The following is a 20,479-nucleotide window of genomic DNA, read 5'->3' as shown; positions in this document are numbered from 1 at the left end:
GTTTAATATAAAAAGTCAATTCTGAAAAGTCGTCTATGACATCAATGTCAGATAAGTCAATACCTTTCAAAACCTTGCACATCTTCCTCATAGTGTTATAATAAAATTGTCGGTCTGTCTAGAAATAATGCAACTTTTAGGCAGATATGACTTAGAAAGAGGTGTTTATGACATTTTCAAAGAAGGTTTCCCTTTCTGAGGTAAACCAATCCATAGATACACCAAATAATAATCGTTTTTGGCAAAATCTTAAGGCTTTCTTGGGACCTGGGGCTCTTGTGGCCGTGGGTTACATGGATCCAGGGAACTGGATTACCAGTGTCGTCGGTGGGGCGACCTACAAGTATAGTCTGCTTTTTGTCATCTTAATTTCATCTTTAATCGCTATGCAGTTGCAACAAATGGCTGGGAAATTAGGGATTGTGACCCAAATGGACCTAGCTCAAGCGACTGCCTATCACTCGCCCAAATGGTTGCGATACACGCTTTGGGTGATTCTGGAGCTGGCCTTAATGGCGACGGATTTGGCTGAGGTGCTTGGTTCTGCCATTGCTCTTAACCTGCTCTTTGGTATTCCAATTATGGTTGCCATTCTGGTGACAATCCTAGACGTCTTCCTGCTACTGCTCATCATGAAGCTAGGATTCAAAAAAATCGAGGCTATTGTTTCAACCTTGATTTTGACTATCTTGGTTATCTTTGTCTATCTGGTAGCCTTGTCTGAGCCTAGTATTACGGGAATCCTAGAGGGTTATCTCCCTACGCCAACGCTCTTCGAGCCACATGCTGCTGGACATACCAACCAGTTGACCTTGGCGCTTGGGATTGTGGGTGCGACCGTTATGCCACATAACCTCTACTTGCACTCATCCTTGTCACAGACTCGTAAGGTTGACTATTCTGATGGCAAAGACGTGACTAAGGCTGTCCGTTTCATGACCTGGGATTCTAACATCCAGTTGACTTTGGCTTTTGTGGTTAACTCCCTCCTCTTGATTTTGGGGGCAGCTCTCTTCTTTGGTCATGCTTCTGATATTTCAGCTTTCTCACAAATGTACAATGCCCTTCAGGACTCTAAGATTGCTGGTGCGGTTGCTAGTTCAACACTTTCAACTCTCTTTGCCTTGGCACTCTTGGCTAGTGGTCAAAACTCTACCATTACTGGTACCCTAACTGGTCAGATTGTCATGGAAGGTTTCCTCCACATGAAGTTACCACAGTGGGTAATTCGTTTGTTCACACGTCTCTTCGCCTTACTACCTGTTATCATTGTAGCCATTCTCTACGGCGATCAAGAAAAGACACTGGATCAACTCTTGGTTTATTCACAAGTATTCCTTTCAATTGCCTTGCCATTCTCAATTTTCCCTTTGATTTACTACACTTCTAAAAAATCACTCATGGGAAAACACGTCAATGCCAAGTGGAATACCTTCCTCGGTTATGCCATTGCTATTGTCTTAACCATCCTCAATCTCAAACTTATCTTTGATACGTTTTAAACAAAAAATAAGGCCAGCGCCATGCTGACCTTGTTTTAGTTTTTGAAGGCGTCAACGAGAACTTGGAATTCTTCATTGCTAAGGGTAATCCCCTTACCCATCTTGGTATGGTCTGGACTCCATGTACGGATGTCATACTTAGCCGGTGCGCCATTAAAGCTCACACGATTGAGTTCCTTATTCCAGCCCTTGTCATTCTCAGACAAGACCAAGAGTTTTTCTTCAATTTCAAATGAAAATTCTGCCATTTGCTTACCTCCACTAGCTTTATTCGTTTTTTTCTGTGAAAATTGTGTGTTTTAGAAAGAAGTTATCCACAAAATTTCACCTTTCATGCTATAATTATTTTATCAAGAAACGAGGGAAATGACCATGATAAACTTTTTAGAAGCAGTAAAGCATCAGCTTCATCAGTTTGTGGAAACAGGTCACAGCAAACCTGTCCACCTAATGCAAAATCAGCTTATTAACGATATCTATCATGCTATTGATTATAACCAAATGGTCATGCTGACATCCAATCAGAAGACCTATAAGGGCTACATCAACCGTTATGACAGAGAGCGACAAGCCATCTTTATCGAGCAAGATAAGATCATCAGCATGATTGAACTAAAAGAAATCAAACGTCTAAAAAACATATCACAACGAGGTTAACTTTATCAGTTAACCTCTTTTTATTTTAGAGTTGACTATTGTAGAATCCCTTGCTATAATAAGTTAACTATTTATTTAGGAAAGGTTAACTAAAAAATGACACAAAACCGTACACTGTCACTCATACTTCCTGCCTTCGGTGCTGCTATCATTGCCGCACTGGCTCAAATTGTTATTCCTATCGGTGCAGTTCCCATTACGCTTCAGACTTTTGCTGTTGGACTGGTTGCTGCCATCCTTAAGCCAAGAGAGGCAACTCTTGCCGCTACTCTCTACCTTATCCTAGGCGCTATTGGTCTTCCCGTTTTTGCAGGTGGAGGCGGTGGGCTCCAAGCCTTCTTTGGTCCTTCAGCTGGCTATCTGCTTGCCTACCCATTTTTTGCACTTGTCACATCTGCACTGGCTCATGCTAAGACTCCTATCTGGAAGATCTTTTTGGCTTTTGTTTTGGGAGATGCACTTGTCTTTGTTGGTGGTATCCTTAGCCTGCACTTTCTTGGAAAGATGGGATGGTCTGCAGCTGTAGCAGTCGGTTTGACACCCTTTATCATCCCAGATCTTTTAAAAGGTCTGATTGTCGCTTTGGTGACTAAGCCAGTTTTAAAGGCTCTTAAAAATCATAGCTACTTTAACTAAAAAAAAGATTGAAGACTTTGTTCATGGGAACAGAATCTTCAATCTTTTTATTTTTCAAAATAAATATCATAGTGCTTTGAACAAGCTGGGTTGAAGGCACTATGACAATTGGGACAGGCTACTGCCTCTTGATATTCCTCAATAGTCATCTCATGCCGACAAACGCCACAAATAAGGACCTTGTCCTGTTTCAACTGACAGGGATAAGCTCGAAAATTGTGATTCTCCAAGCTATCATGACACTGATAACAGGTATAATACTTCTGGCACTCAAAGCATTTTAAGGCAACAATATCTAGTGTGGAATGGTAGTGCTGGCACCTAGTCTGATCATCTACTAGGAGGCCATTGATTTGTCTTGTCATTAGGCACGAACAGTTTTACTTGAACCGTCTTTTTGGTAGAGGTTAATCAAACCTTCTTTGGTTGAACGAATCATATCACCAGGTTTAACTTCTTGTGGCACGGTAATTGTAAGAAGTTCCATTGGGTTTGGTGCACGGTCAATTTTGTTACCATTAGCATCGTGAAGGTCTTTGATATCACACTCAAAATGACGGAAGCCAGGTCCGTAGAATTCAACGTGGTCACCTTCGAGAATAACGTTACGTTGACGGATTGTAGCTGTCATAGTGGCTGGATCAAAGTCTACTACTTCACCAACGAATTTGTATTGTGGAATCTTACGACGGGCACCAAAGAGTTGCTCGTTTTCTGTTGGTGTCTTGTAGTAGAAACCTGTTGCCAATTCACGTTGGGCAACTTTCCAGAGTTCGTTAATCAAATCATCTTTGATGGCGTAGAAGGCTTCTGCACTTTCCATGTAAGCGTCACAAGCAGCCTTGTAGCAGTTAGCAACTGTTGATACATAGTGGACAGATTTCATACGACCTTCGATTTTAAGGCTGTCAACGCCATTATCGATAAGGTCTGGGATATTTTCAATCATACACATGTCAACGGCTGACATTGAGTATTCTTCAGGAACTTCACCGTGGATACTCTTTCGCTCTTGGCCGAATGGCATGTCGTAAAGATCATATTTCCAACGGCATGACTGTGAGCAACCACCACGGTTGGCATCACGGTCTGACATGTGGTTAGAAAGGGTACAGCGACCTGAGTATGAGATACACATAGCACCATGGACAAAGGCCTCAATTTCAAGGTCCGTACGTTTACGGATTTCAGCCAATTCCTCCATAGTAACCTCACGTGCCAAAACAACACGGGTCAAGCCATATTGTTTCCAAAAATGGAAGGTTTCAACGTTTGTCGCAGATGCTTGCGTTGACAAGTGGATATTAAGTCCTGGAGCGTAGGTTGAACAGATTTCAATCAAGGCTGGGTCAGATACGATAACGGCATCAAGTCCCATATCACGCAATTCACGGAACCACTCACCAGCTCCTTTTTCATTTCCTTCATGGGTAACCATGTTTGAAGCGACGTGCACATCAACACCACGTGCGTGAGCATATTCGATACCTTCACGAAGCTCATCCATGGTAAAGTTTCCGGCACGGCTACGCAAACCATAGGCTTGTCCACCAACGAAAACAGCATCTGCGCCGTAATTTACAGCGACTTTCAATTTTTCCAAAGTCCCAGCAGGTACCAAAACCTCTGGGCGTTTTTTAGTTGTAGTCATAATTTCTCCAATTTGCAAGATTGTCGATTTTTGTTTTTAGAAGTCTCCTTCGTTCCCTGAAAATGGAAAACTCTCAAACGAAAGAGGAAGGGTTATTATTTAACACGGTCAGGTTCATAATCATAGAAACCCGTGTCCAAACCACGGTTGGCTGGGTGTAATTTATGAATAGCCTCATCAAAGAGGAAGGCCTGATCTTGTGAAAATTCACCAGCCTCGATGAGGTCACGAGCCTTCACAAAATACTCAGTGATTTTTACGAAGTTTTCACCTGGGCAATAAACACCGTCCAACTTCCAGTGGTCAAAACCATGTTCAACGAGCTCTGAAAGTTTAGTCATCATATCTAGGTCATTGTTGGCAAAGATATGTGTTCCATGCAAGTCTTCGTAAACTGAGTAGTGCGAATCTGGGTCACCAGGCTCAGAAAGGAAGAGGTCACGTTCTTTGGTAACAGCTTCATCCGTTTTGATAAAGTTGTAATAGTTTTGAAGAAGCGGACGTTTAGAGTGGTGAATGATACTTGCACCGTAAACCAAAACCTCAGCTGGAATTTGAAGATTTTCAGCCATGATGAAGAGTTCCGCAGACGGAATTTCACGAGCCAGAACAGCTTCAGAAGCTCCAGCTTGTTTGCCCCAGAAATTAATCTGACGGCTAGAGGTTACCATGGTTGAAGCATCATAAATCATTTTGAAGGGACGTTTGTCACGGTTACAGATGTAGAAAACCCCTGCATCACCAACCGTGATGTAATCTGCCTTGATTTCTTCAAGAAAATCAAGGTAGTCTGGAAGAGCATCCATCATACCTTGGTGCATGAGGGCGTTAACTGCAACAGTCAATTCCTTGCCAGACTCATGTACCAGCTCTGCAATCTTTCGCATCTCTGCGAATGAAAAAGGCTTAGGCAAACGAAGGCCAAAAGCTTTTTCGCCGATGTAAATACGATCTACGCCAAGTTCTAGGAGCTCACGTGCCTGCTCGTAGCTCTCAGCAGTCGCTGTAATCACTATTTTTTCCATAACTCACATTATAGCACAAATGATTTGATTTTTTTAGAATTTTTAGGTTCAAATACCCGTATCTAAATATTTTAAAATAGTTTTTTAATACTATAATTTTCACAAAAATCAAAAAAAACTTTGCAATATAAAATTTTTATGGTATTATTAATGAGATTCTAAATAGTGAAATACTGACTAAGTATTTTAACCTACACGAAAAAGTGGTTTAGGTATTTTATATAGAAAGGAGGCAGACATGGCTGACAACTTACACCGTCAATTTGATCACATTGAAGATTTCGAGACTGAGCATCCTCAAACGACGAATTATCAAGATTATCAAGGTCTAAATAGTAATAGTATTAAGCTACAAGATATGATTTTCTTTGGACGTATCTCAAGCTTCTGTGTTTCAACAGTCCTAGTTGCCTTCCTTTTCTTAGTAGCACAGGTGGCTACCTTCTGGGCCTTCTTCTGGGCAATTACCATTAGCGTCATTGGTCAGATAGGTATTTATGTCCTAATCGAATATTATAAAGCACAAAAACGTTGACTGCTGGTCAACGTTTTTTTCGTACTAAAAAAAGAAAGCCTCATGTGCTTTCTTTTTTATTTTGCTTCTGCTGCTTCTTCAGAGATATCTTTAATATCAATGACGATATCATCAACAATAGCTTTTGTTTCTGCTTCAACATCCGCTTGTTCAGGAGTTACTTGAGCTGTTTTCTCCTTGATAAGTTCAAAGCTTTCTTTTGCAAAGTCAGCAACTTGAGCTGTTTTTTCTTGAACGGTTTTTGTCAAATCATCTGCAGTGATTTCACCATTTTCAAATTTTGTTTTGTAGTCTTGGAAAGTATCGACTGCCAAATCTTTGTAGTCGCTAGCTTTTTCCACTACTTGATTTTGATAAGCTTTAGGATCTTCTTTGAATGAAGCGATTTCTTCATCGATACGTGATTTAACAGCTTTACCTTTCTCAGTTGTAAAGAAGTAAGCTGCTGCAGCTCCAGAAGCTGCACCAATGATTAGGGTGTTTAAAAATTTACTCATGAAAAGACCTCCTTATTTTTTCTTGTCTTTTTTACCAAATAGTTTTGAAGCAACTTTACCGATAGCAAAGGCTGAACCCGCCTTACCGACACTTGCTCCTGCTGCACTTGCTTTAGCACCGAGGTAACGAGCTTCAGTATTCAAGTCAGAAACACTTTCTGAAAGCTCAGCTACTGCTACGAAAAGAGGATCGATTGTTTGAACTTTTTCATTAACATCTTCAACCAAGACGTTTGCCTTAGCCAAGATTTCATTTGTTTGATGAAGGGTTACATTAATGTCTGTACGAAGCACAGCAACTGTTTCTTCAACTTCTTTGACCACATGACGTGTACGAAGTAGGGTAGGGATCAATGCAACGAGGAACGCAGCAAGTGCGATTGCGATAATAAGAAATGCAATTTCTGCCATAGTTTAAGACTCCTTTGACCTTTTTAAAAGGTCGCTACAAGAAAACTGAAGTAAACTCTCCAGTTTCCAGTGACCTTTGTTATGATAATTTTCATTATATTATAACAAAGTCTGAGCTATATGACTAGTTTTTCATTTTATAATCTGCCTCTGGACGTTGCTTTCGCAAATATAGTAAGATAGCACCCAAGATGATAATGGCGATGCTGACCCATTGAGAAACACGCAAGCCAGCAAACATGAGGCTATCGGTACGCATGCCTTCAATGACAAAACGTCCAAGACCATACCAGATAAGGTAAAATGAGGTCACATCTCCTTGACGTAGTTTCTTATTAAAGCGTCTTAGTCCTAGGATAGTGATAAATCCGACTAAGTTCCAGAGACTTTCATAAAGAAAGGTCGGTACACGATAACTCCCATCAATGAACATCTGCTGGCGAATAAATTCTGGGACATAATTCAGATGACTAACTGCTCTTCCGTAAGCCTCTTGGTTAACAAAGTTTCCCCAGCGACCGATACTCTGAGCAAGCATAACACCAGGTGCTGCAATATCAAGAAAATCCAAGACAGCAATGGCATGACGTTTCGAAAACCAATAGAGGACAGCTGCACCAGCAATCAAGCCACCATAAATGGCAATTCCGCCATTCCAAATCGCAACAATTTCTGAAGGATTCTGACTGTAGTAAGACCACTGGAAGATCACATAGTAGAGCCTTGCACCAACAATGGCTATAGGAAAGGCAAGAAGAATAAAATCTAAGATATGCTCAGGATCGATTCCCTTTTCAGGAGCCCAACGCTGAGCCAGATAAACTGCAAGTAAAAGACCAGATACAATACAGACGGCGTACCAATGAATACTGATTGGACCAAGTCTTAGAGCAATTGGATCAATAGTAGCCATCATTTGTCTTCACCATTCTTACTAATGAGGTTGGTCAAACGATCCCCAAAGGTTTTGGTTGCATCAAATCCCATTTGCTTGGCACGATAGTTCATTGCTGCAGCTTCGATAACGACTGACACGTTACGTCCTGTCTTAACAGGAATACGGACACGTGGAATCTTAACGCCTTGCAATTCGATTTCTTCGTTTCCGTTTCCAAGACGATCAAAGATCTTACCGTCTTCAAAATTTTCAAGATAAATGGCCAACTGAACTTGAGAGGAATTACGGACAGCACTAGCTCCGTAGAGACTCATGACATCAATGATACCAACCCCACGAATTTCAATAAGATGGCGGAGGATTTCCGCGGGCTCGCCCCAGAGAGTTTCCTCATCCTTAGCATAAACATCCACACGGTCGTCAGCGACAAGACGGTGACCACGTTTCACCAACTCAAGCCCTGTTTCACTCTTACCGATACCAGAATCGCCCTGGATGAGAACACCCATACCGTAGATATCGACCAAAACACCATGAACACTGGTACGTTCCGCCAACTGTGCGTTGAGGTACCAAGACATATCACCTGAAAGAGATGATGTTCCGCCGCAACCTTGAAGAACCGCTACACCATTTTCCTTAGCAGCTCGAAGCATCTCTTCCGGAATCTCAAGACCACGCGCCACGATAACAGCTGGAGTTTCCGCTTTAAACATATTCGCAAAAACAGAATAACGGTTGTAATCAGTCATGGTTTTAAGGTAGGACCACTCCTTCATCCCAACCAATTGAATACGCTCCGGCGAATAAAAATCAAAATATCCTGTCATTTCTAGACCAGGGCGAGAGATGTCAGCGGTTGTTATTGGTTTTGACAAAAGTTTTTCGTTCCCATAGATAACCTTAAGCTTAAGCTTATCAACCAGCATTTTAACAGTTACTGTCATGTTATTTCCTCCGATTATTTACTAGTTTCATTGTATCATAAAAAGGTTTTCAATGCGGTTCTCAAAGCAAAAAAGACCTATGACTAGCACTAAGGCCAATCATAGATCTTTTCTATTATAATTTACTCACCAATTCCACTCATCTTCGACAGGTTCAGCGTTTTTACGTTTGCGTCCATCCTTGAGTTTGATTTCGGGATAAATATCTTCTTTATAAGGAAGGAGGAAGGCTAAAACCAAATATAAGAAGATTCCAAACTGCGTTGAAACCATGAGAATGATAGCCAAGATACGAGCCAAAGCTAGGTCCCAACCAAACTTATCTGCCAAACCTGCAACAACACCGGCGACGAGTCTATTTTTTCGTGTCTTATAAAAACGATTTGACATGGTCTTCTTCTCCCATCATTTCTTTGATTTAATTATATGATTTTTTTAAATTAAAAAAATCAGCCCTAGGACTGATTTAGAAAAATGAGCTTACCTCGACACAGACCGCATCCAAACTTCTGTGTATTGACACGGCGTTTGCGACGGTAGATATGACCACAAGATTGGCACTGATAAAGGTAGTACTTCTCCTTTTGACCTTGCATCTTTGGAGCGTATCTAAGGCCTTCAACCTTGGCTAGTAAGTCCTTAAAATCTCTATCAACATGCTTGTAGCCCTTACCTTGAAAATAAAGGTGATAATGACAGAGCTCGTGGCGGACGATTTTTCGAAAGGTCTCAAGACCATGTTCCTCATAGAGTTTTGGGTTGAAATCTAAGTGTCCATCCTTGGGAAAGAACCGCCCTCCAGTGGTCCGGAGACGCTTGTTCCACAAGGCTTGATGTTTAAATTCCCAGCCAAAATCTTCTATAGAAACAGTCTTAACATAATCAGTTAGATTCACGTGGATTCACCAAGGAGAGGTTAAGTTTTTCATGCTCCAAATCAACTTTTGATACCCACACGGTAACCAAATCCCCAACAGAAACGACCTGACTTGGGTGGTTAACGAAGCTCTTGCTCATCTCAGAGATATGGATAAGTCCATCCTCATGGACACCGATATCCACAAAGGCACCAAAGTCCACAACATTTCGGACTGTCCCTTCAAGTTTTTGTCCGACTGACAAGTCTTTGAGTTCAAGAACATCCTGACGAAGCACTGGTGCTTCAAAATCATCACGGAGGTCACGACCTGGTTTCAAAAGGTCAGCGATGATATCTTTAAGGGTTTCCTGACCAAGCCCTAGCTCTTCTGCTGTTTCTTTAAGATTAAGAGCCTTCAATTTCTCTTTGGCAGAGTCGTCCAAATCTGTGATATCCAACTGCTTGAAGAGGTCTTTTACCGCTGGGTAAGACTCTGGGTGGACCCCTGTATTATCCAAGATATTCTTGGCATTTGGGATACGGAGGAAACCAGCTGCTTGTTCGAAGGCTTTGGCACCGAGACGTGGAACTTTTTTGATTTCAGCACGTGATGCAATCTCACCATTTTCCTCACGGTAGGCGACGATATTTTCAGAGATGGTCTTGTTGAGTCCTGACACGTGTGACAAGAGGGTACTACTTGCCGTATTGACATTGACACCGACTTGGTTAACCACGGTATCAACGACGAAATCAAGATTTTCAGACAGTTTCTTCTGGCTAACATCGTGCTGGTATTGGCCTACTCCGATTGATTTAGGGTCAATCTTAACCAACTCGGCCAATGGGTCTTGGAGACGACGGGCAATAGAAATGGCAGAGCGTTTTTCGACCGTCAAATCTGGAAACTCATGGCGAGCCAACTCTGATGCAGAGTAGACAGAGGCACCACTTTCATTGACAATGACATAAGAAGTTTCTGGGAAATCCTTGAGGACTTCTGCCACAAAAGCTTCACTTTCACGGCTTGCTGTTCCATTACCGATCGCAATAATCTCAATGGCATACTTTTTGATGAGGTCAGCCAAGTCTTTTTTAGCCTGTGCGATTTTAGCCTGACTTGCTGGAGCTACTGGATATATAACTTGCGTTGTAATGAGCTTACCAGTTTGGTCAACCACGGCCAACTTAGCCCCTGTACGAAAGGCTGGGTCAAAACCAAGTACCATCTTGCCTTTAAGTGGCGATACTAGAAGGAGGCTTCGAAGATTTTGAGAGAAAAGTTGAATAGCACCATCTTCTGCTGCTTCAGTCAATTCGCTTCGGATACGACGCTCCATAGCTGGAATGATTTTCTTCTTGAGAGATTGATTGATAACTTCCTCGATATAGTCATTTTTTTGTTTGAAACGAGCACCGTAGAAACGGTGCATTTTCTCAAGATTGTGCTTAAAGCTTACCTTGATAACGCCTAGTTTCTCCCCACGGTTAAGGGCTAACGTACGGTAACCTTGAAGTTTAGACACCTTATCCTCAAAATCATAGTAAATCTTGAAAGTTTCTTTTTCATCCAGCGATTGATCCTTGAGGGTTGAAGTGATGTCACTGTTGTTCCAGATTTCGTTGTAGGTCCAAGAGCGCAATCTATTGTCCTCAGAAAAGGCCTCAACCAAAATATCCACAGCACCCGCAAGAGCCTTATCAGCTGTTGGAAAGGCTTCAGATGTCAGCTTTTCAGCTTCCGCCTTGAGGTTGGGACTATTTTGCAAGATAAGACGAGCCAATGGGAAAAGACCTGCTTCACGGGCAATAGTCGCTTTGGTGCGGCGTTTTTCCTTATAGGGGAGGTAGAGTTCTTCCACATCCGCCAACTTTTCAGCAGCTTCAATGGCTGCCTTGAGTTGGTCAGTCAATTTACCCTGAGCCTCAATCTTGGCCAGAACTGTTTCCTTACGGTCTTGAAGAGCCGTCAAGGACTTGTCCATATCAATGATAGCCTTGATTTGCGTTTCATCCAGATTGCCTGTTTTTTCCTTACGGTAACGGGCAATGAAAGGAATGGTATTGCCTTCTGCGGTCAATTCCAAAACTGTTTCAACTTGTTGTTTTTTTAGGCCCAATTCCTGAGCCAATGTGTCTAGATTACGATTTTCCATAAGTTCTATTATACCACGATAGGAGATTTGCTTGGGTAGAAAACCTTGTAGCTGAAGAGAGAATTTTTAAGCAAGAGGTAGTATAATAGAAAGGTAGACCTATTGTTAGGGGCTATTTCTTTCGGAAAATAGATGCATCTTCCTAGAAGCAGAGCTTCTTCGGTCGATGACCTAATTTTCTCTTAGAAATGACACCCTTAGTATCTTATTTAAACTCGGAGGCTTTTTATGGCGGTTATTCAGAAAAAAACAAATGAACTTGAAAGCATGATGGCATCTTTTGCAGCTATCCCTGATTTTGAGAAGGCGGGAACTGATCCTAAGAAGGACAAACGTCTTCAAGAAGATAAGAAGAAATAATAGTTATGGCTATTTTTCATCAACTACCAGATAGTGTTTTGCAGCTTCTGGCAGTTTTTCTATCTATTATTATCGAAGCCCTGCCCTTCGTTTTACTGGGAAGCATCTTGTCTGGCTTTATTGAAGTCTTCGTGACTCCTGAAAAGGTCCAAAACTTCCTGCCGAAAAACAAGGTCCTGGCTATTCTCTTTGGAACTCTAATTGGTTTTATTTTCCCTTCTTGTGAGTGTGGGATTGTTCCCATTATCACACGCTTTTTAGAGAAAAAAGTGCCTAGCTACACGGCTATTCCTTTCATGGCAACTGCTCCTATCATCAATCCAGTCGTTCTCTTTGCGACCTATACGGCCTTTGGGAACTCTTGGTACTACGTAATTTTACGTTTTCTCGGAGCTTTCTTGATTGCCATGATTTTGGGAATCTTGCTTGGCTTTGTGGTGGATGACCAGATTCTTAAGGACAATCGTAAGGTCAGTCATGTGCACGACTATAGTGGTTTGTCAGCTGGTAAGAAAGTTTTTCAAGCCTTGATTCATGCTGTCGATGAATTTTTCGACACTGGGCGTTACCTAATTTTCGGGAGCCTGGTGGCCGCAAGTATGCAGACCTACCTACCTACCCGTATTCTCACGACCATCGGTCATAATTCAGTGACAGCCATCCTCATCATGATGCTTTTGGCCTTTATCCTCTCACTGTGTTCGGAGGCGGATGCCTTTATCGGGGCTTCCTTGCTCTCTAGTTTTGGAGTGGCACCAACAGTGGCCTTTCTCATCATTGGTCCTATGGTTGATATCAAGAACCTAATCATGATGAAACACCAGTTTAAGACACGCTTTGTTGGTCTCTTCGTAGGAATCGCAAGTCTGGTGACAATCATTTACTGTCTGGTATTGGGGGTGATTTAATGTTACGTTTTCTCATCTTATCTGGGTATTTTGAGCTGGTCATGTACTTGCAAGTTTCTGGCAAACTCAACCAGTACATTAATATCCACTACTCCTACTTGGCCTACATTTCCATGGTGCTTTCCTTTATCCTCGCTGTGGTTCAACTCATTGTTTGGATGAAGCAGATGAAGGTCCACTCGCATTTGTCAGGTCGAGTAGCCAAGGTAGCCAGCATCGTTCTCTTGGCCTTTCCAGTCCTTACGGGGCTCTTGGTGCCAACAGTAACCTTGGATGCCAATACCGTGTCAGCTAAGGGGTATCATTTTCCACTGGCGGCAGGGAGTGATCCTAACCAGGCCGACCAAGAGGGAACGACTATCCAGTACTTGAAGCCAGACACCAGCTCCTACTTCACCTCCTCTGCTTATGAGAAGGAGATGACCAAGGAGCTCGCCAAGTACAAGGGACGTGAGACCATCCAGATTACCACGGAAAATTACATGGAAGTTATGGAGCTCATCTACCTCTATCCTAACGATTTCGTAGGCAAGAAGGTCACCTATACCGGCTTTGTTTACAATGACCCACAGACCAAGGGGTATCAGTTCATCTTCCGTTTCGGTATTATCCACTGTATCGCCGATTCAGGTGTTTACGGACTGGCGACGAGAGGAAGTGACCAAACCTTCAAGGATAATACCTGGGTAAAAGTCACTGGTACCATCACTGTGGATTATTATCAAAATCTTAAACAGAGCCTCCCTATCCTCAATTTGACTGAGGTTAAAGAGGTCGGTCAACCTGACAATCCCTATGTTTATCGCGTATTTTAAAAAGCCAAGTTCAGTTGAACTGGCTTTTTAAGTTGAATCAAACTGTACAGTTACTTAAATCTTGAGAGTACAAAAACGGTTACAAATAGATATTTGTTTTTCTATAAGTTGTACAGTTACTTAAATCTTGAAAGTACAAAAACATTTGCTGAATCAAGGTAGGTCAATATATTGTTGTACAGTTACTTAAATCTTGAGAGTACAAAAACCGACCACATCACCCTCACGAATATAATCTAGTTGTACAGTTACTTAAATCTTGAGAGTACAAAAACAAGAATATGCTAAGAAAGTAAAAGAACACATGTTGTACAGTTACTTAAATCTTGAGAGTACAAAAACCTACCATTTGAACCATACGAAAAACAAAAAGTTGTACAGTTACTTAAATCTTGAGAGTACAAAAACGGGATGTTAAGCCCGAATTGTTGCAACATCGTTGTACAGTTACTTAAATCTTGAGAGTACAAAAACTTAGACCTATCCAACGCTATCTTTGCGCTAGTTGTACAGTTACTTAAATCTTGAGAGTACAAAAACGAAACAAGAATTTGTTATTGTATTAATCACGTTGTACAGTTACTTAAATCTTGAGAGTACAAAAACCACTTTGGTAACCTTTCATTCTGCTTTTTTGTTGTACAGTTACTTAAATCTTGAGAGTACAAAAACCTCAAATGAAATTTTGACGTTTTTATACCCACATAGTGATTATAGAATCAATCACTGTACTTGTCAATTCTTACTTTCTAAATATCTATGCAATAGCTCCTCATCAGGAGTTTTTGAATATCTTATACGGTAATTAAAGTGAAACAAATGATTTAGTATATTCAAAATTACTGAATCAATAAGTGAGAGACTAGGTTGTCTCAGCATTTTTGTCAATAAATAAGGCGTTACGGTCTCTAATGACATCCTAAAATCCTCTCTCGTTGGAAAATTATTACTTGGATAATGTTTCTTTACCCTTTCATACATAAACTCAACATCGTACAAATGCTCAGCCTGGTCAGATAAAATATTGACGAACTTGCTATTTTCTTCATCAATCTTTAAATAGCCTTGATCACTTGGAAACAAAATAAAGGTTAGGTTTGGATACTTTTTGACTAGCTGACCAATCTCCTTATAAAAACTATCATAAAATTCCTCTGAAATAAAGCTATCAATATTTTTTAGCACAATGAGATATTTCTCTGTTGTTTGTGAAAGTAGACCGTCTAACATTTCTAAAAAGAGGGAAAGTTTATCTGTATTTGAAACCCATTCAAAAGATAGATTCTTATTCTCAATGACAAAAAATGGACTAAAATTTTTTGTGAGGAGTTGGTCTAGTGTTATAGGACGATTCTCTAAATGGTATTCCACCTGACCACAGTTTAAGTTTATATCCCCATTCATCACTCCTTCTATAAGCTCTACTTGTTCATTTATTTTCTCCAAATGGGCTACAATATCAACTTGATTGACAATTTTACTAAGGTAACCGTGAGCAAGTGTTCCTTTCTTGTATTCCATCTGCTCAAGTAAATCCTTAAAACTTGAAATGTCGATATAGTGATAGCTACTTCGCTTCACTATTTCTCCAGACTCATCAAGTATAGTAGGTTCCTCATAATCAAAAATACTTAAGTCCTCACTCGAGTATTTTTTTCCGCCAAAATACCAGCTCAAAATCTGCCAAATATAATATTTGAGTTCTTTATTCTGACCAACAATTTGTGTGATTGCACCAATATTTAATTCAAGACGTTCTTTGTAAGGATGTTGAACAAAAAATTTCATATGACCACCAACTTATTATCACTGACGATTTCTTCTTGCTTAGTTTTACCACCTATGATTAATGTCATCTCTGAAAATTGCTTTTCAGTAACCGCCAAAAGTCTCACATTTCCAGCAGGCAGATTACTCATCTTTAGCTTCTTATAAAATTTATTTGCAAAGCTTCTATTAGGACAAGTGCGATAGTAGACCGAAAATTGTAACATTTCAAATCCATTTGAAATTAATTCTTTACGAAAATTACGATAAATTCTTTTTTCATCCTTGGATTCCATTGGCAAATCAAAAAAACATAATAATCTCAATGCTTCATACCTCATCTTATTTTCTCCACTCTAAACTTGATACCACCGGACAGTGAAATTTACTAATATCTTTTTCCGAAATATATTTGATAAAGCCTTTGACATATTTATCCATAGCAACTGTCACTGAGCAAGTCTCTTTGCCATATTTGATTTTAGCATTGAGTAAATCTGTCAATCCCAACCTATACTCATATTTAAGAAATTCTTGATCTCGTAGATTATCATAAACCCAAACATCTACAATCTGTCTAAATGGCTCCATCAAGTCATCAACCAAATTAAACTGATTGTATTCATTTTTATGGAATATACCTAATAGGCCATTTAAACCATAACCCGCCACTATTCTAGCCATCTGTGCCCTCATGATAGCGTAGCCATAGTTTAAACCAGCATTGATGACATCGGCTTCTTGTTGGGTTATTCTGACAAATTGTTTACCAAAGAGCTCATTAAAATAGACCTTGGCAGCATGTCCCTCTCTATTGGTTCTATCACCTGGTTCTATCTGCTCTTTATAGTCTGAAAGTAGTCTAATGTTATCCAGACTTTTTTCAAACATAGCTAGGACGTCCTCTTGGTTATTGATTTTATAGTAAGTCACAATCTGCCATGCCTTATCCTTTTGCTTCTGAGACCAGTCCATCTGTTCTTTCAAGCGCTTATAAGCTCTAAAGTGCCCATTTTGAGAGTGGTAAATCCCTGTTGGTAAATGTTCGTTATCACAAACAACTAAGGCAATATTATATTTACTTAGGGCACTTAATAATCGAAGAGTAACAACTGTATCCCCACCTTCAGCAACTATTATCGAAATATCACTAAGTGGCACCGTAAACTCTTGTCCCATCTTTTGCACTAACAAGTTATCAAGCTTTAAGCGCATCTTCTCACTTTGACTGACATGTACAACTCTCCAAGTCATTTCTTCTCCTTTTTAAATAACGAAAACACCCTGCCATAAAATGACAGGGTGTTGATTTCGGCATGAAGCCTTATCTTTGTAGCTTCTGCAAGATTTAAGTAACTGTGTAAGGCGTCCCTTACACGATTATTATAGTATATAGCAACTATAATTGCAACACTTTTTAACAATTAATATTAAAAATCTAGCTTAGGCTTATCACCCTCATTTTTGATGATATGCTGATTTCCTAGAACATCCGTTCTTACTTTATAAATAGAAATATTTGATTTTGCTAGTCCTTTTATACATCGTCCTGACTTATCTGCAGGACCTAAAATTTCAATAAGTGACTCATTCTTCTCAAATTTATCTTTTGAATAAGGCTTTAACTCTACATAATGCTTTTTATTTGGCATTGATCGAGAAAGAAAACGGAATAACTGCTGTTCTTTTGTTCCCGTATCTTTAATTAGCAACAAATCATTTTTATAAAGTGTGAACTTGAATTCTGAATCAGAATCTACACCCTCTTTCTTCTTAATGGCATTGTATTTTTCCTGAGAAATCTTATATGTTCCTGTCCCTTTTTCAAATTGTAGGTCAGCATATTTCAATCCAAGTATTTCGTATTTTCCAGTAGTCTTATTGAAATAGACATCCGCTCTCCATGGAGAAACTGACTGCAAGACAACCTTATTGTTACTATTCTTTGGAGTGATATCAATATGATTACCTAACTTACTATCATAGTATTTAAGACTCTTGATTTCAGGACCATTGCCTTTTTTACTATATTTACGAATATAGTCGCCATGTTCTTCTTTAAATTTTAGGAAAGGATTACATGGTACTTCTTTCCCTTTTTCATTCATTTCCTTATTGGGATAGTTCTCTAAAATTGGTTCGATAACTTTCTCAAAGGTTTGTGGGTCGTGACGATACATGAGGAATTTTGACTTATCCTTCTGATAAATCTTTATAAAGGCATCATAGCCAGTCTGGCTATAGATATCTTTGATTTTCCCTAAGACATAAGTTTCATCCTTCTTATCTTTTCCTACTTTAGCATGTCTTGTCGCATAAATGGTAGCATCTGATATTTTACGATTAAACTTAGAATCCACTTGATATGAGAATAAGATACTGTCTTCAAATTCTTTACTCTTCAATGTATCAACAAAATGTTGATAAGGAGCTTTGAATACAGATTCCTTGTATTCATCGTCACTAATAAGTTCACCTGTTTCAATATCAAGTAGTTGATCTTCTGAATAACTTACAAGGGTATTTTTTTGTTTCTTCCACAAATTCAACTGACTTGAAGCAGCAATAATCAATGCATCGACAGCATGGTGATGATAAGTATCACGAGTCTTCTCAATTCCCCAATGGCGTCTCAATTGAGATGTGAATTGACCACGAACCACGGAAACTTTTGTATCAGTCTTGTGAAATCTAAAGTGTTCTTGAAGGGCATTGAGGACAACTCTTGAAGCGTATCTTGTATCTACAAGATTTCGTTCGATAAATTTCTTGCGAACATCAAATTTTGAAATATCCTCTTCTGTAAGAAGGTATTCTTTTTTCTTGTTTGAAAGTGCTTTTGACTCACGTACAAAAGCTTTTAATTCACGGAAAGACCATGCATCATCCATGCTATCTAAAGCCTGATAAGGTGTTCGTTGTCCTTTTTCTTGGTTAGCAGTTGCATAAACCAAAACCTTATTGGCAAGGCTATCATCGAAGGTGATCGAAAGAGGTAAAATATGATCTATTTCAAACTGATTAGGATTATTTATCAAATCATGGATTGAAATTGTCTTACCAGTATAAAGGCAACGTTCTCCTTGCTGATGCCAAAGGCGGATTTTAGTCGCTAATTGCTTATGACCGTGGAAAACACTATGTGGTAATTCAGCCTTTCCATTATATTGGTTGGCAGCCTTAAGCATTGCTGCATCTTTTTCATCTTTGTTGGCTTTTTGAATCTTTCGAATAGCTTTCTTTTCATCATCTTCATTCGTTTCTCGGGCCATTTCGATGACAATATTGTCAAAATCACCATACTCTTTGATTGCTGCATTTACGATTTTAATAGCTTGGCGAACAGACTTAGCAACAACAGGATTATAGATTTCTTCAGTTAGTAGTCTCTCATCTATATATTTTGTTTTATTCGATGACGAAGTCGTTTTTTGTTTTCCAAGTCGTTTCAGGATAGTCATTTGCTCTTCAGGCGTCGCATACAATTCTGGGATTAATTCCATCATAAGTTTGACAGAAAAATTATGCCAGCCTTTTCCAAAAATGGAACTATTTGCTTTGCGGAATTGAACCAATTCGTCAACTTGCTCCTGACTAAAGGTCCCATCAGCAAACTCATGCTCTATCGCTTCTTGGATACCTTCCTTCTCCGTATTTAATGTTAAGACATAGGCTAACCTATCAAGCTTTTCTCTATCCATTTGCTCAATATCAATGGTTTCAATCGTCTTCATTTTTCGATAGGCTTCAAAAGTATGAATTTCAGCCTTATCTGATTTGTCGATACGGTATCCCTTGATATCTGCAACATCGCAAGAAAGTAGTTTAGCGATATATTTAAAGAGTTTTGCTGCCCCCATCGCCTTTTCGTTTTTGACATAATTAATGATTTGATTCTTCTGTTCTTCGCTCAACTTCTTGGTTTCTGTTGGAACTGTTAGATTGTTCAAATCATTTAGCAAATTGAATTCTTGAGCCGTGTAAGATGCTTTTGCTGCTCTAAACTCTTCTGGATAAAATGTACATTTCCCGATTAGGATACCAAAAATATTGTCTAAAGTTATGTACTCATCTTCAGAATCTTTCTTAGTAGTATACCTTCCATAATCAGTCCGAGACTTTTCATTACCTGGTCCGTGATAATATTTACGTTTTCCAGTTAAAATTTCGAGATACCGATTAATAAATACATCGGTAATCTGTGAATTAAATTCTTGTTGGGTTTGTAGTATTCTTAGCGCTTCTGCACGATAAGCTGATGTTGGAAAGACATTAATTAAGCGATGTTTTTTTCCATCTTCCTCAACATTAAAATCACCACGTAATTGACCATATTTTTGGTAGCGTTCCAACTGAATCTGTCCCGGTGTCTTAGTTTCTAATTGTTTACTATTTTCTTTAACAATTTGTGCATAGTCTCCTACTGATGAATTTCCGTCATCACTGGCATCATCGAGGTAACTAATCCCACGGTGTTTCACCATATTTTTAAGAGCGATAAACATTTCTTCATTAGACAATTCATCGATCAAACCCTTAACTCGTAATTGATATGGGTTAAGATTGATTGAAACCTTCGTAAAATCGGTGATTAATCCACTTTCCTCAAATAGATGATTTAAACGAACTCTACGATGTTTTTTACGTCGTGTCAATCGTCTCCCTTGACGATTTGTTCTACGTTCTACATTATTTTCCGCTTGGGCTGCTGGGAAAATGCGTGAATTCTTATGGATAATTTCTCCCGTCACTTTATTAAGGATACCTACACCAACAGAACCTATACCGATATCAAGTCCTAAAACTAAGTCGCTCATTTAAGAATCTCCTTATGCTTTTTCTAATATTTTACAAT

The 20,479-nt window shown here is 39.6% G+C and carries 22 protein-coding genes and 1 CRISPR repeat array; of the genes, 7 read left to right on the top strand and 15 right to left on the bottom strand.

Annotated elements, in window-relative coordinates:
- Positions 1–167 precede the first annotated feature (167 nt).
- Positions 168–1,502, top strand: a complete 1,335-nt coding sequence (locus LG375_RS10465; RefSeq protein WP_225745766.1) for an Nramp family divalent metal transporter — start codon at positions 168–170, stop codon at positions 1,500–1,502.
- 35 nt (positions 1,503–1,537) lie between these two features.
- Here the strand turns inward: LG375_RS10465 and LG375_RS10460 are convergent, their stop codons facing one another.
- Entirely contained in the window at positions 1,538–1,750 is a 213-nt protein-coding gene (locus tag LG375_RS10460) for a YdbC family protein (protein WP_225745765.1), read from the bottom strand.
- Positions 1,751–1,874: 124 nt separating this feature from the next.
- Here LG375_RS10460 and LG375_RS10455 point away from each other — a divergent pair, with 124 nt between their 5' ends.
- Positions 1,875–2,159 (top strand): hypothetical protein, encoded by a 285-nt coding sequence (locus tag LG375_RS10455; protein ID WP_037600382.1) that lies wholly within the window; start codon positions 1,875–1,877, stop codon positions 2,157–2,159.
- 96 nt (positions 2,160–2,255) lie between these two features.
- On the top strand, positions 2,256–2,795 hold the full coding sequence (locus LG375_RS10450; protein WP_037600379.1) for a biotin transporter BioY: 540 nt from the start codon (positions 2,256–2,258) through the stop codon (positions 2,793–2,795).
- Between the two features lie 47 nt (positions 2,796–2,842).
- On the opposite strand, the gene LG375_RS10445 is transcribed toward LG375_RS10450, so the two are convergent.
- The 3 genes from LG375_RS10445 to LG375_RS10435 form a co-directional block, all read right to left on the bottom strand.
- Positions 2,843–3,160: a CHY zinc finger protein gene (locus LG375_RS10445; protein WP_225745764.1), complete on the bottom strand. Its 318-nt coding sequence runs from the start codon at positions 3,158–3,160 to the stop codon at positions 2,843–2,845.
- On the bottom strand, positions 3,160–4,446 hold the full coding sequence (locus tag LG375_RS10440) for a peptidase U32 family protein (protein ID WP_004182776.1): 1,287 nt from the start codon (positions 4,444–4,446) through the stop codon (positions 3,160–3,162). The genes LG375_RS10445 and LG375_RS10440 overlap by 1 nt, the downstream gene beginning before the upstream one ends.
- Positions 4,447–4,541: 95 nt before the next feature.
- Positions 4,542–5,471: a peptidase U32 family protein gene (locus LG375_RS10435; RefSeq protein ID WP_041826657.1), complete on the bottom strand. Its 930-nt coding sequence runs from the start codon at positions 5,469–5,471 to the stop codon at positions 4,542–4,544.
- 238 nt (positions 5,472–5,709) lie between these two features.
- On the opposite strand from LG375_RS10435, the gene LG375_RS10430 reads away from it, so the two are divergent.
- On the top strand, positions 5,710–6,006 hold the full coding sequence (locus LG375_RS10430) for a DUF3270 domain-containing protein (protein WP_002890571.1): 297 nt from the start codon (positions 5,710–5,712) through the stop codon (positions 6,004–6,006).
- 56 nt (positions 6,007–6,062) lie between these two features.
- On the opposite strand, the gene LG375_RS10425 is transcribed toward LG375_RS10430, so the two are convergent.
- The 7 genes from LG375_RS10425 to LG375_RS10395 form a co-directional block, all read right to left on the bottom strand.
- The gene (locus LG375_RS10425; RefSeq protein WP_002890570.1) at positions 6,063–6,503 is read right to left on the bottom strand and encodes a YtxH domain-containing protein; all 441 of its coding nucleotides are present in this window, start codon (positions 6,501–6,503) and stop codon (positions 6,063–6,065) included.
- A gap of 12 nt (positions 6,504–6,515) precedes the next feature.
- Complete coding sequence (locus tag LG375_RS10420; protein WP_002890564.1) at positions 6,516–6,914, bottom strand: DUF948 domain-containing protein; 399 nt, start codon at positions 6,912–6,914, stop codon at positions 6,516–6,518.
- A gap of 124 nt (positions 6,915–7,038) precedes the next feature.
- Entirely contained in the window at positions 7,039–7,830 is a 792-nt protein-coding gene (lgt, locus tag LG375_RS10415) for a prolipoprotein diacylglyceryl transferase (protein ID WP_225745763.1), read from the bottom strand.
- Entirely contained in the window at positions 7,827–8,759 is a 933-nt protein-coding gene (gene hprK, locus LG375_RS10410; RefSeq protein WP_225745762.1) for an HPr(Ser) kinase/phosphatase, read from the bottom strand. Before hprK ends, lgt begins: the two co-directional genes overlap by 4 nt.
- Before the next feature lie 126 nt (positions 8,760–8,885).
- Positions 8,886–9,149, bottom strand: a complete 264-nt coding sequence (locus LG375_RS10405; RefSeq protein WP_002885986.1) for a PspC domain-containing protein — start codon at positions 9,147–9,149, stop codon at positions 8,886–8,888.
- 65 nt (positions 9,150–9,214) lie between these two features.
- Positions 9,215–9,655, bottom strand: a complete 441-nt coding sequence (locus LG375_RS10400) for a SprT family protein (protein ID WP_002890560.1) — start codon at positions 9,653–9,655, stop codon at positions 9,215–9,217.
- Positions 9,642–11,774 carry a Tex family protein gene (locus LG375_RS10395; RefSeq protein WP_225745761.1) on the bottom strand — a complete coding sequence of 711 codons (2,133 nt, stop codon included), beginning with the start codon at positions 11,772–11,774 and terminating at the stop codon, positions 9,642–9,644. The genes LG375_RS10400 and LG375_RS10395 overlap by 14 nt, the downstream gene beginning before the upstream one ends.
- Before the next feature lie 228 nt (positions 11,775–12,002).
- Here LG375_RS10395 and LG375_RS10550 point away from each other — a divergent pair, with 228 nt between their 5' ends.
- The 3 genes from LG375_RS10550 to LG375_RS10385 are packed head-to-tail and all read left to right on the top strand — an operon-like array spanning position 12,003 to position 13,857.
- Positions 12,003–12,134, top strand: coding sequence for an SPJ_0845 family protein (locus LG375_RS10550; protein WP_002885949.1), 132 nt, complete (start codon positions 12,003–12,005; stop codon positions 12,132–12,134).
- Between the two features lie 5 nt (positions 12,135–12,139).
- The gene (locus LG375_RS10390; protein ID WP_225745760.1) at positions 12,140–13,042 is read left to right on the top strand and encodes a permease; all 903 of its coding nucleotides are present in this window, start codon (positions 12,140–12,142) and stop codon (positions 13,040–13,042) included.
- Complete coding sequence (locus LG375_RS10385; RefSeq protein WP_014634199.1) at positions 13,042–13,857, top strand: TIGR03943 family putative permease subunit; 816 nt, start codon at positions 13,042–13,044, stop codon at positions 13,855–13,857. Before LG375_RS10390 ends, LG375_RS10385 begins: the two co-directional genes overlap by 1 nt.
- A gap of 41 nt (positions 13,858–13,898) precedes the next feature.
- Positions 13,899–14,529: direct repeats of the CRISPR family, unit length 36 nt; unit sequence GTTGTACAGTTACTTAAATCTTGAGAGTACAAAAAC.
- A 63-nt stretch (positions 14,530–14,592) separates the two neighbouring features.
- Here the strand turns inward: LG375_RS10385 and csn2-St are convergent.
- From csn2-St to cas9, 4 genes are all read right to left on the bottom strand, one after another.
- A complete protein-coding gene (gene csn2-St / locus LG375_RS10380) occupies positions 14,593–15,645 on the bottom strand; it encodes a CRISPR-associated protein Csn2-St (protein ID WP_155212943.1) in 1,053 nt (350 codons plus the stop codon).
- Complete coding sequence (gene cas2, locus LG375_RS10375) at positions 15,642–15,965, bottom strand: CRISPR-associated endonuclease Cas2 (protein WP_002946754.1); 324 nt, start codon at positions 15,963–15,965, stop codon at positions 15,642–15,644. The genes csn2-St and cas2 overlap by 4 nt, the downstream gene beginning before the upstream one ends.
- Position 15,966: 1 nt before the next feature.
- Positions 15,967–16,878, bottom strand: coding sequence for a type II CRISPR-associated endonuclease Cas1 (gene cas1 / locus LG375_RS10370; protein ID WP_155212942.1), 912 nt, complete (start codon positions 16,876–16,878; stop codon positions 15,967–15,969).
- A gap of 176 nt (positions 16,879–17,054) precedes the next feature.
- Entirely contained in the window at positions 17,055–20,441 is a 3,387-nt protein-coding gene (cas9, locus tag LG375_RS10365; RefSeq protein WP_225745759.1) for a type II CRISPR RNA-guided endonuclease Cas9, read from the bottom strand.
- Between the last annotated feature and the right edge of the window lie 38 nt (positions 20,442–20,479).

This window comes from Streptococcus sp. Marseille-Q3604, from assembly GCF_916619785.1.
Lineage (GTDB): Bacteria > Bacillota > Bacilli > Lactobacillales > Streptococcaceae > Streptococcus.
This window is presented reverse-complemented; position numbering and strand designations above follow the sequence as displayed.

Bases quoted from the DNA above. Each gene is read 5' to 3' on its own strand.
- hprK (WP_225745762.1), bottom strand. From the start codon at position 8,759: ATGACAGTAACTGTTAAAATGCTGGTTGATAAGCTTAAGCTTAAGGTT.
- LG375_RS10455 (WP_037600382.1), top strand. From the start codon at position 1,875: ATGATAAACTTTTTAGAAGCAGTAAAGCATCAGCTTCATCAGTTTGTG.
- LG375_RS10460 (WP_225745765.1), bottom strand. From the start codon at position 1,750: ATGGCAGAATTTTCATTTGAAATTGAAGAAAAACTCTTGGTCTTGTCT.
- LG375_RS10450 (WP_037600379.1), top strand. From the start codon at position 2,256: ATGACACAAAACCGTACACTGTCACTCATACTTCCTGCCTTCGGTGCT.
- LG375_RS10435 (WP_041826657.1), bottom strand. From the start codon at position 5,471: ATGGAAAAAATAGTGATTACAGCGACTGCTGAGAGCTACGAGCAGGCA.
- LG375_RS10425 (WP_002890570.1), bottom strand. From the start codon at position 6,503: ATGAGTAAATTTTTAAACACCCTAATCATTGGTGCAGCTTCTGGAGCT.
- LG375_RS10440 (WP_004182776.1), bottom strand. From the start codon at position 4,446: ATGACTACAACTAAAAAACGCCCAGAGGTTTTGGTACCTGCTGGGACT.
- LG375_RS10390 (WP_225745760.1), top strand. From the start codon at position 12,140: ATGGCTATTTTTCATCAACTACCAGATAGTGTTTTGCAGCTTCTGGCA.
- LG375_RS10430 (WP_002890571.1), top strand. From the start codon at position 5,710: ATGGCTGACAACTTACACCGTCAATTTGATCACATTGAAGATTTCGAG.
- LG375_RS10465 (WP_225745766.1), top strand. From the start codon at position 168: ATGACATTTTCAAAGAAGGTTTCCCTTTCTGAGGTAAACCAATCCATA.
- cas9 (WP_225745759.1), bottom strand. From the start codon at position 20,441: ATGAGCGACTTAGTTTTAGGACTTGATATCGGTATAGGTTCTGTTGGT.
- cas1 (WP_155212942.1), bottom strand. From the start codon at position 16,878: ATGACTTGGAGAGTTGTACATGTCAGTCAAAGTGAGAAGATGCGCTTA.
- LG375_RS10395 (WP_225745761.1), bottom strand. From the start codon at position 11,774: ATGGAAAATCGTAATCTAGACACATTGGCTCAGGAATTGGGCCTAAAA.
- LG375_RS10445 (WP_225745764.1), bottom strand. From the start codon at position 3,160: ATGACAAGACAAATCAATGGCCTCCTAGTAGATGATCAGACTAGGTGC.
- cas2 (WP_002946754.1), bottom strand. From the start codon at position 15,965: ATGAGGTATGAAGCATTGAGATTATTATGTTTTTTTGATTTGCCAATG.
- LG375_RS10385 (WP_014634199.1), top strand. From the start codon at position 13,042: ATGTTACGTTTTCTCATCTTATCTGGGTATTTTGAGCTGGTCATGTAC.
- csn2-St (WP_155212943.1), bottom strand. From the start codon at position 15,645: ATGAAATTTTTTGTTCAACATCCTTACAAAGAACGTCTTGAATTAAAT.
- LG375_RS10550 (WP_002885949.1), top strand. From the start codon at position 12,003: ATGGCGGTTATTCAGAAAAAAACAAATGAACTTGAAAGCATGATGGCA.
- lgt (WP_225745763.1), bottom strand. From the start codon at position 7,830: ATGATGGCTACTATTGATCCAATTGCTCTAAGACTTGGTCCAATCAGT.
- LG375_RS10420 (WP_002890564.1), bottom strand. From the start codon at position 6,914: ATGGCAGAAATTGCATTTCTTATTATCGCAATCGCACTTGCTGCGTTC.
- LG375_RS10405 (WP_002885986.1), bottom strand. From the start codon at position 9,149: ATGTCAAATCGTTTTTATAAGACACGAAAAAATAGACTCGTCGCCGGT.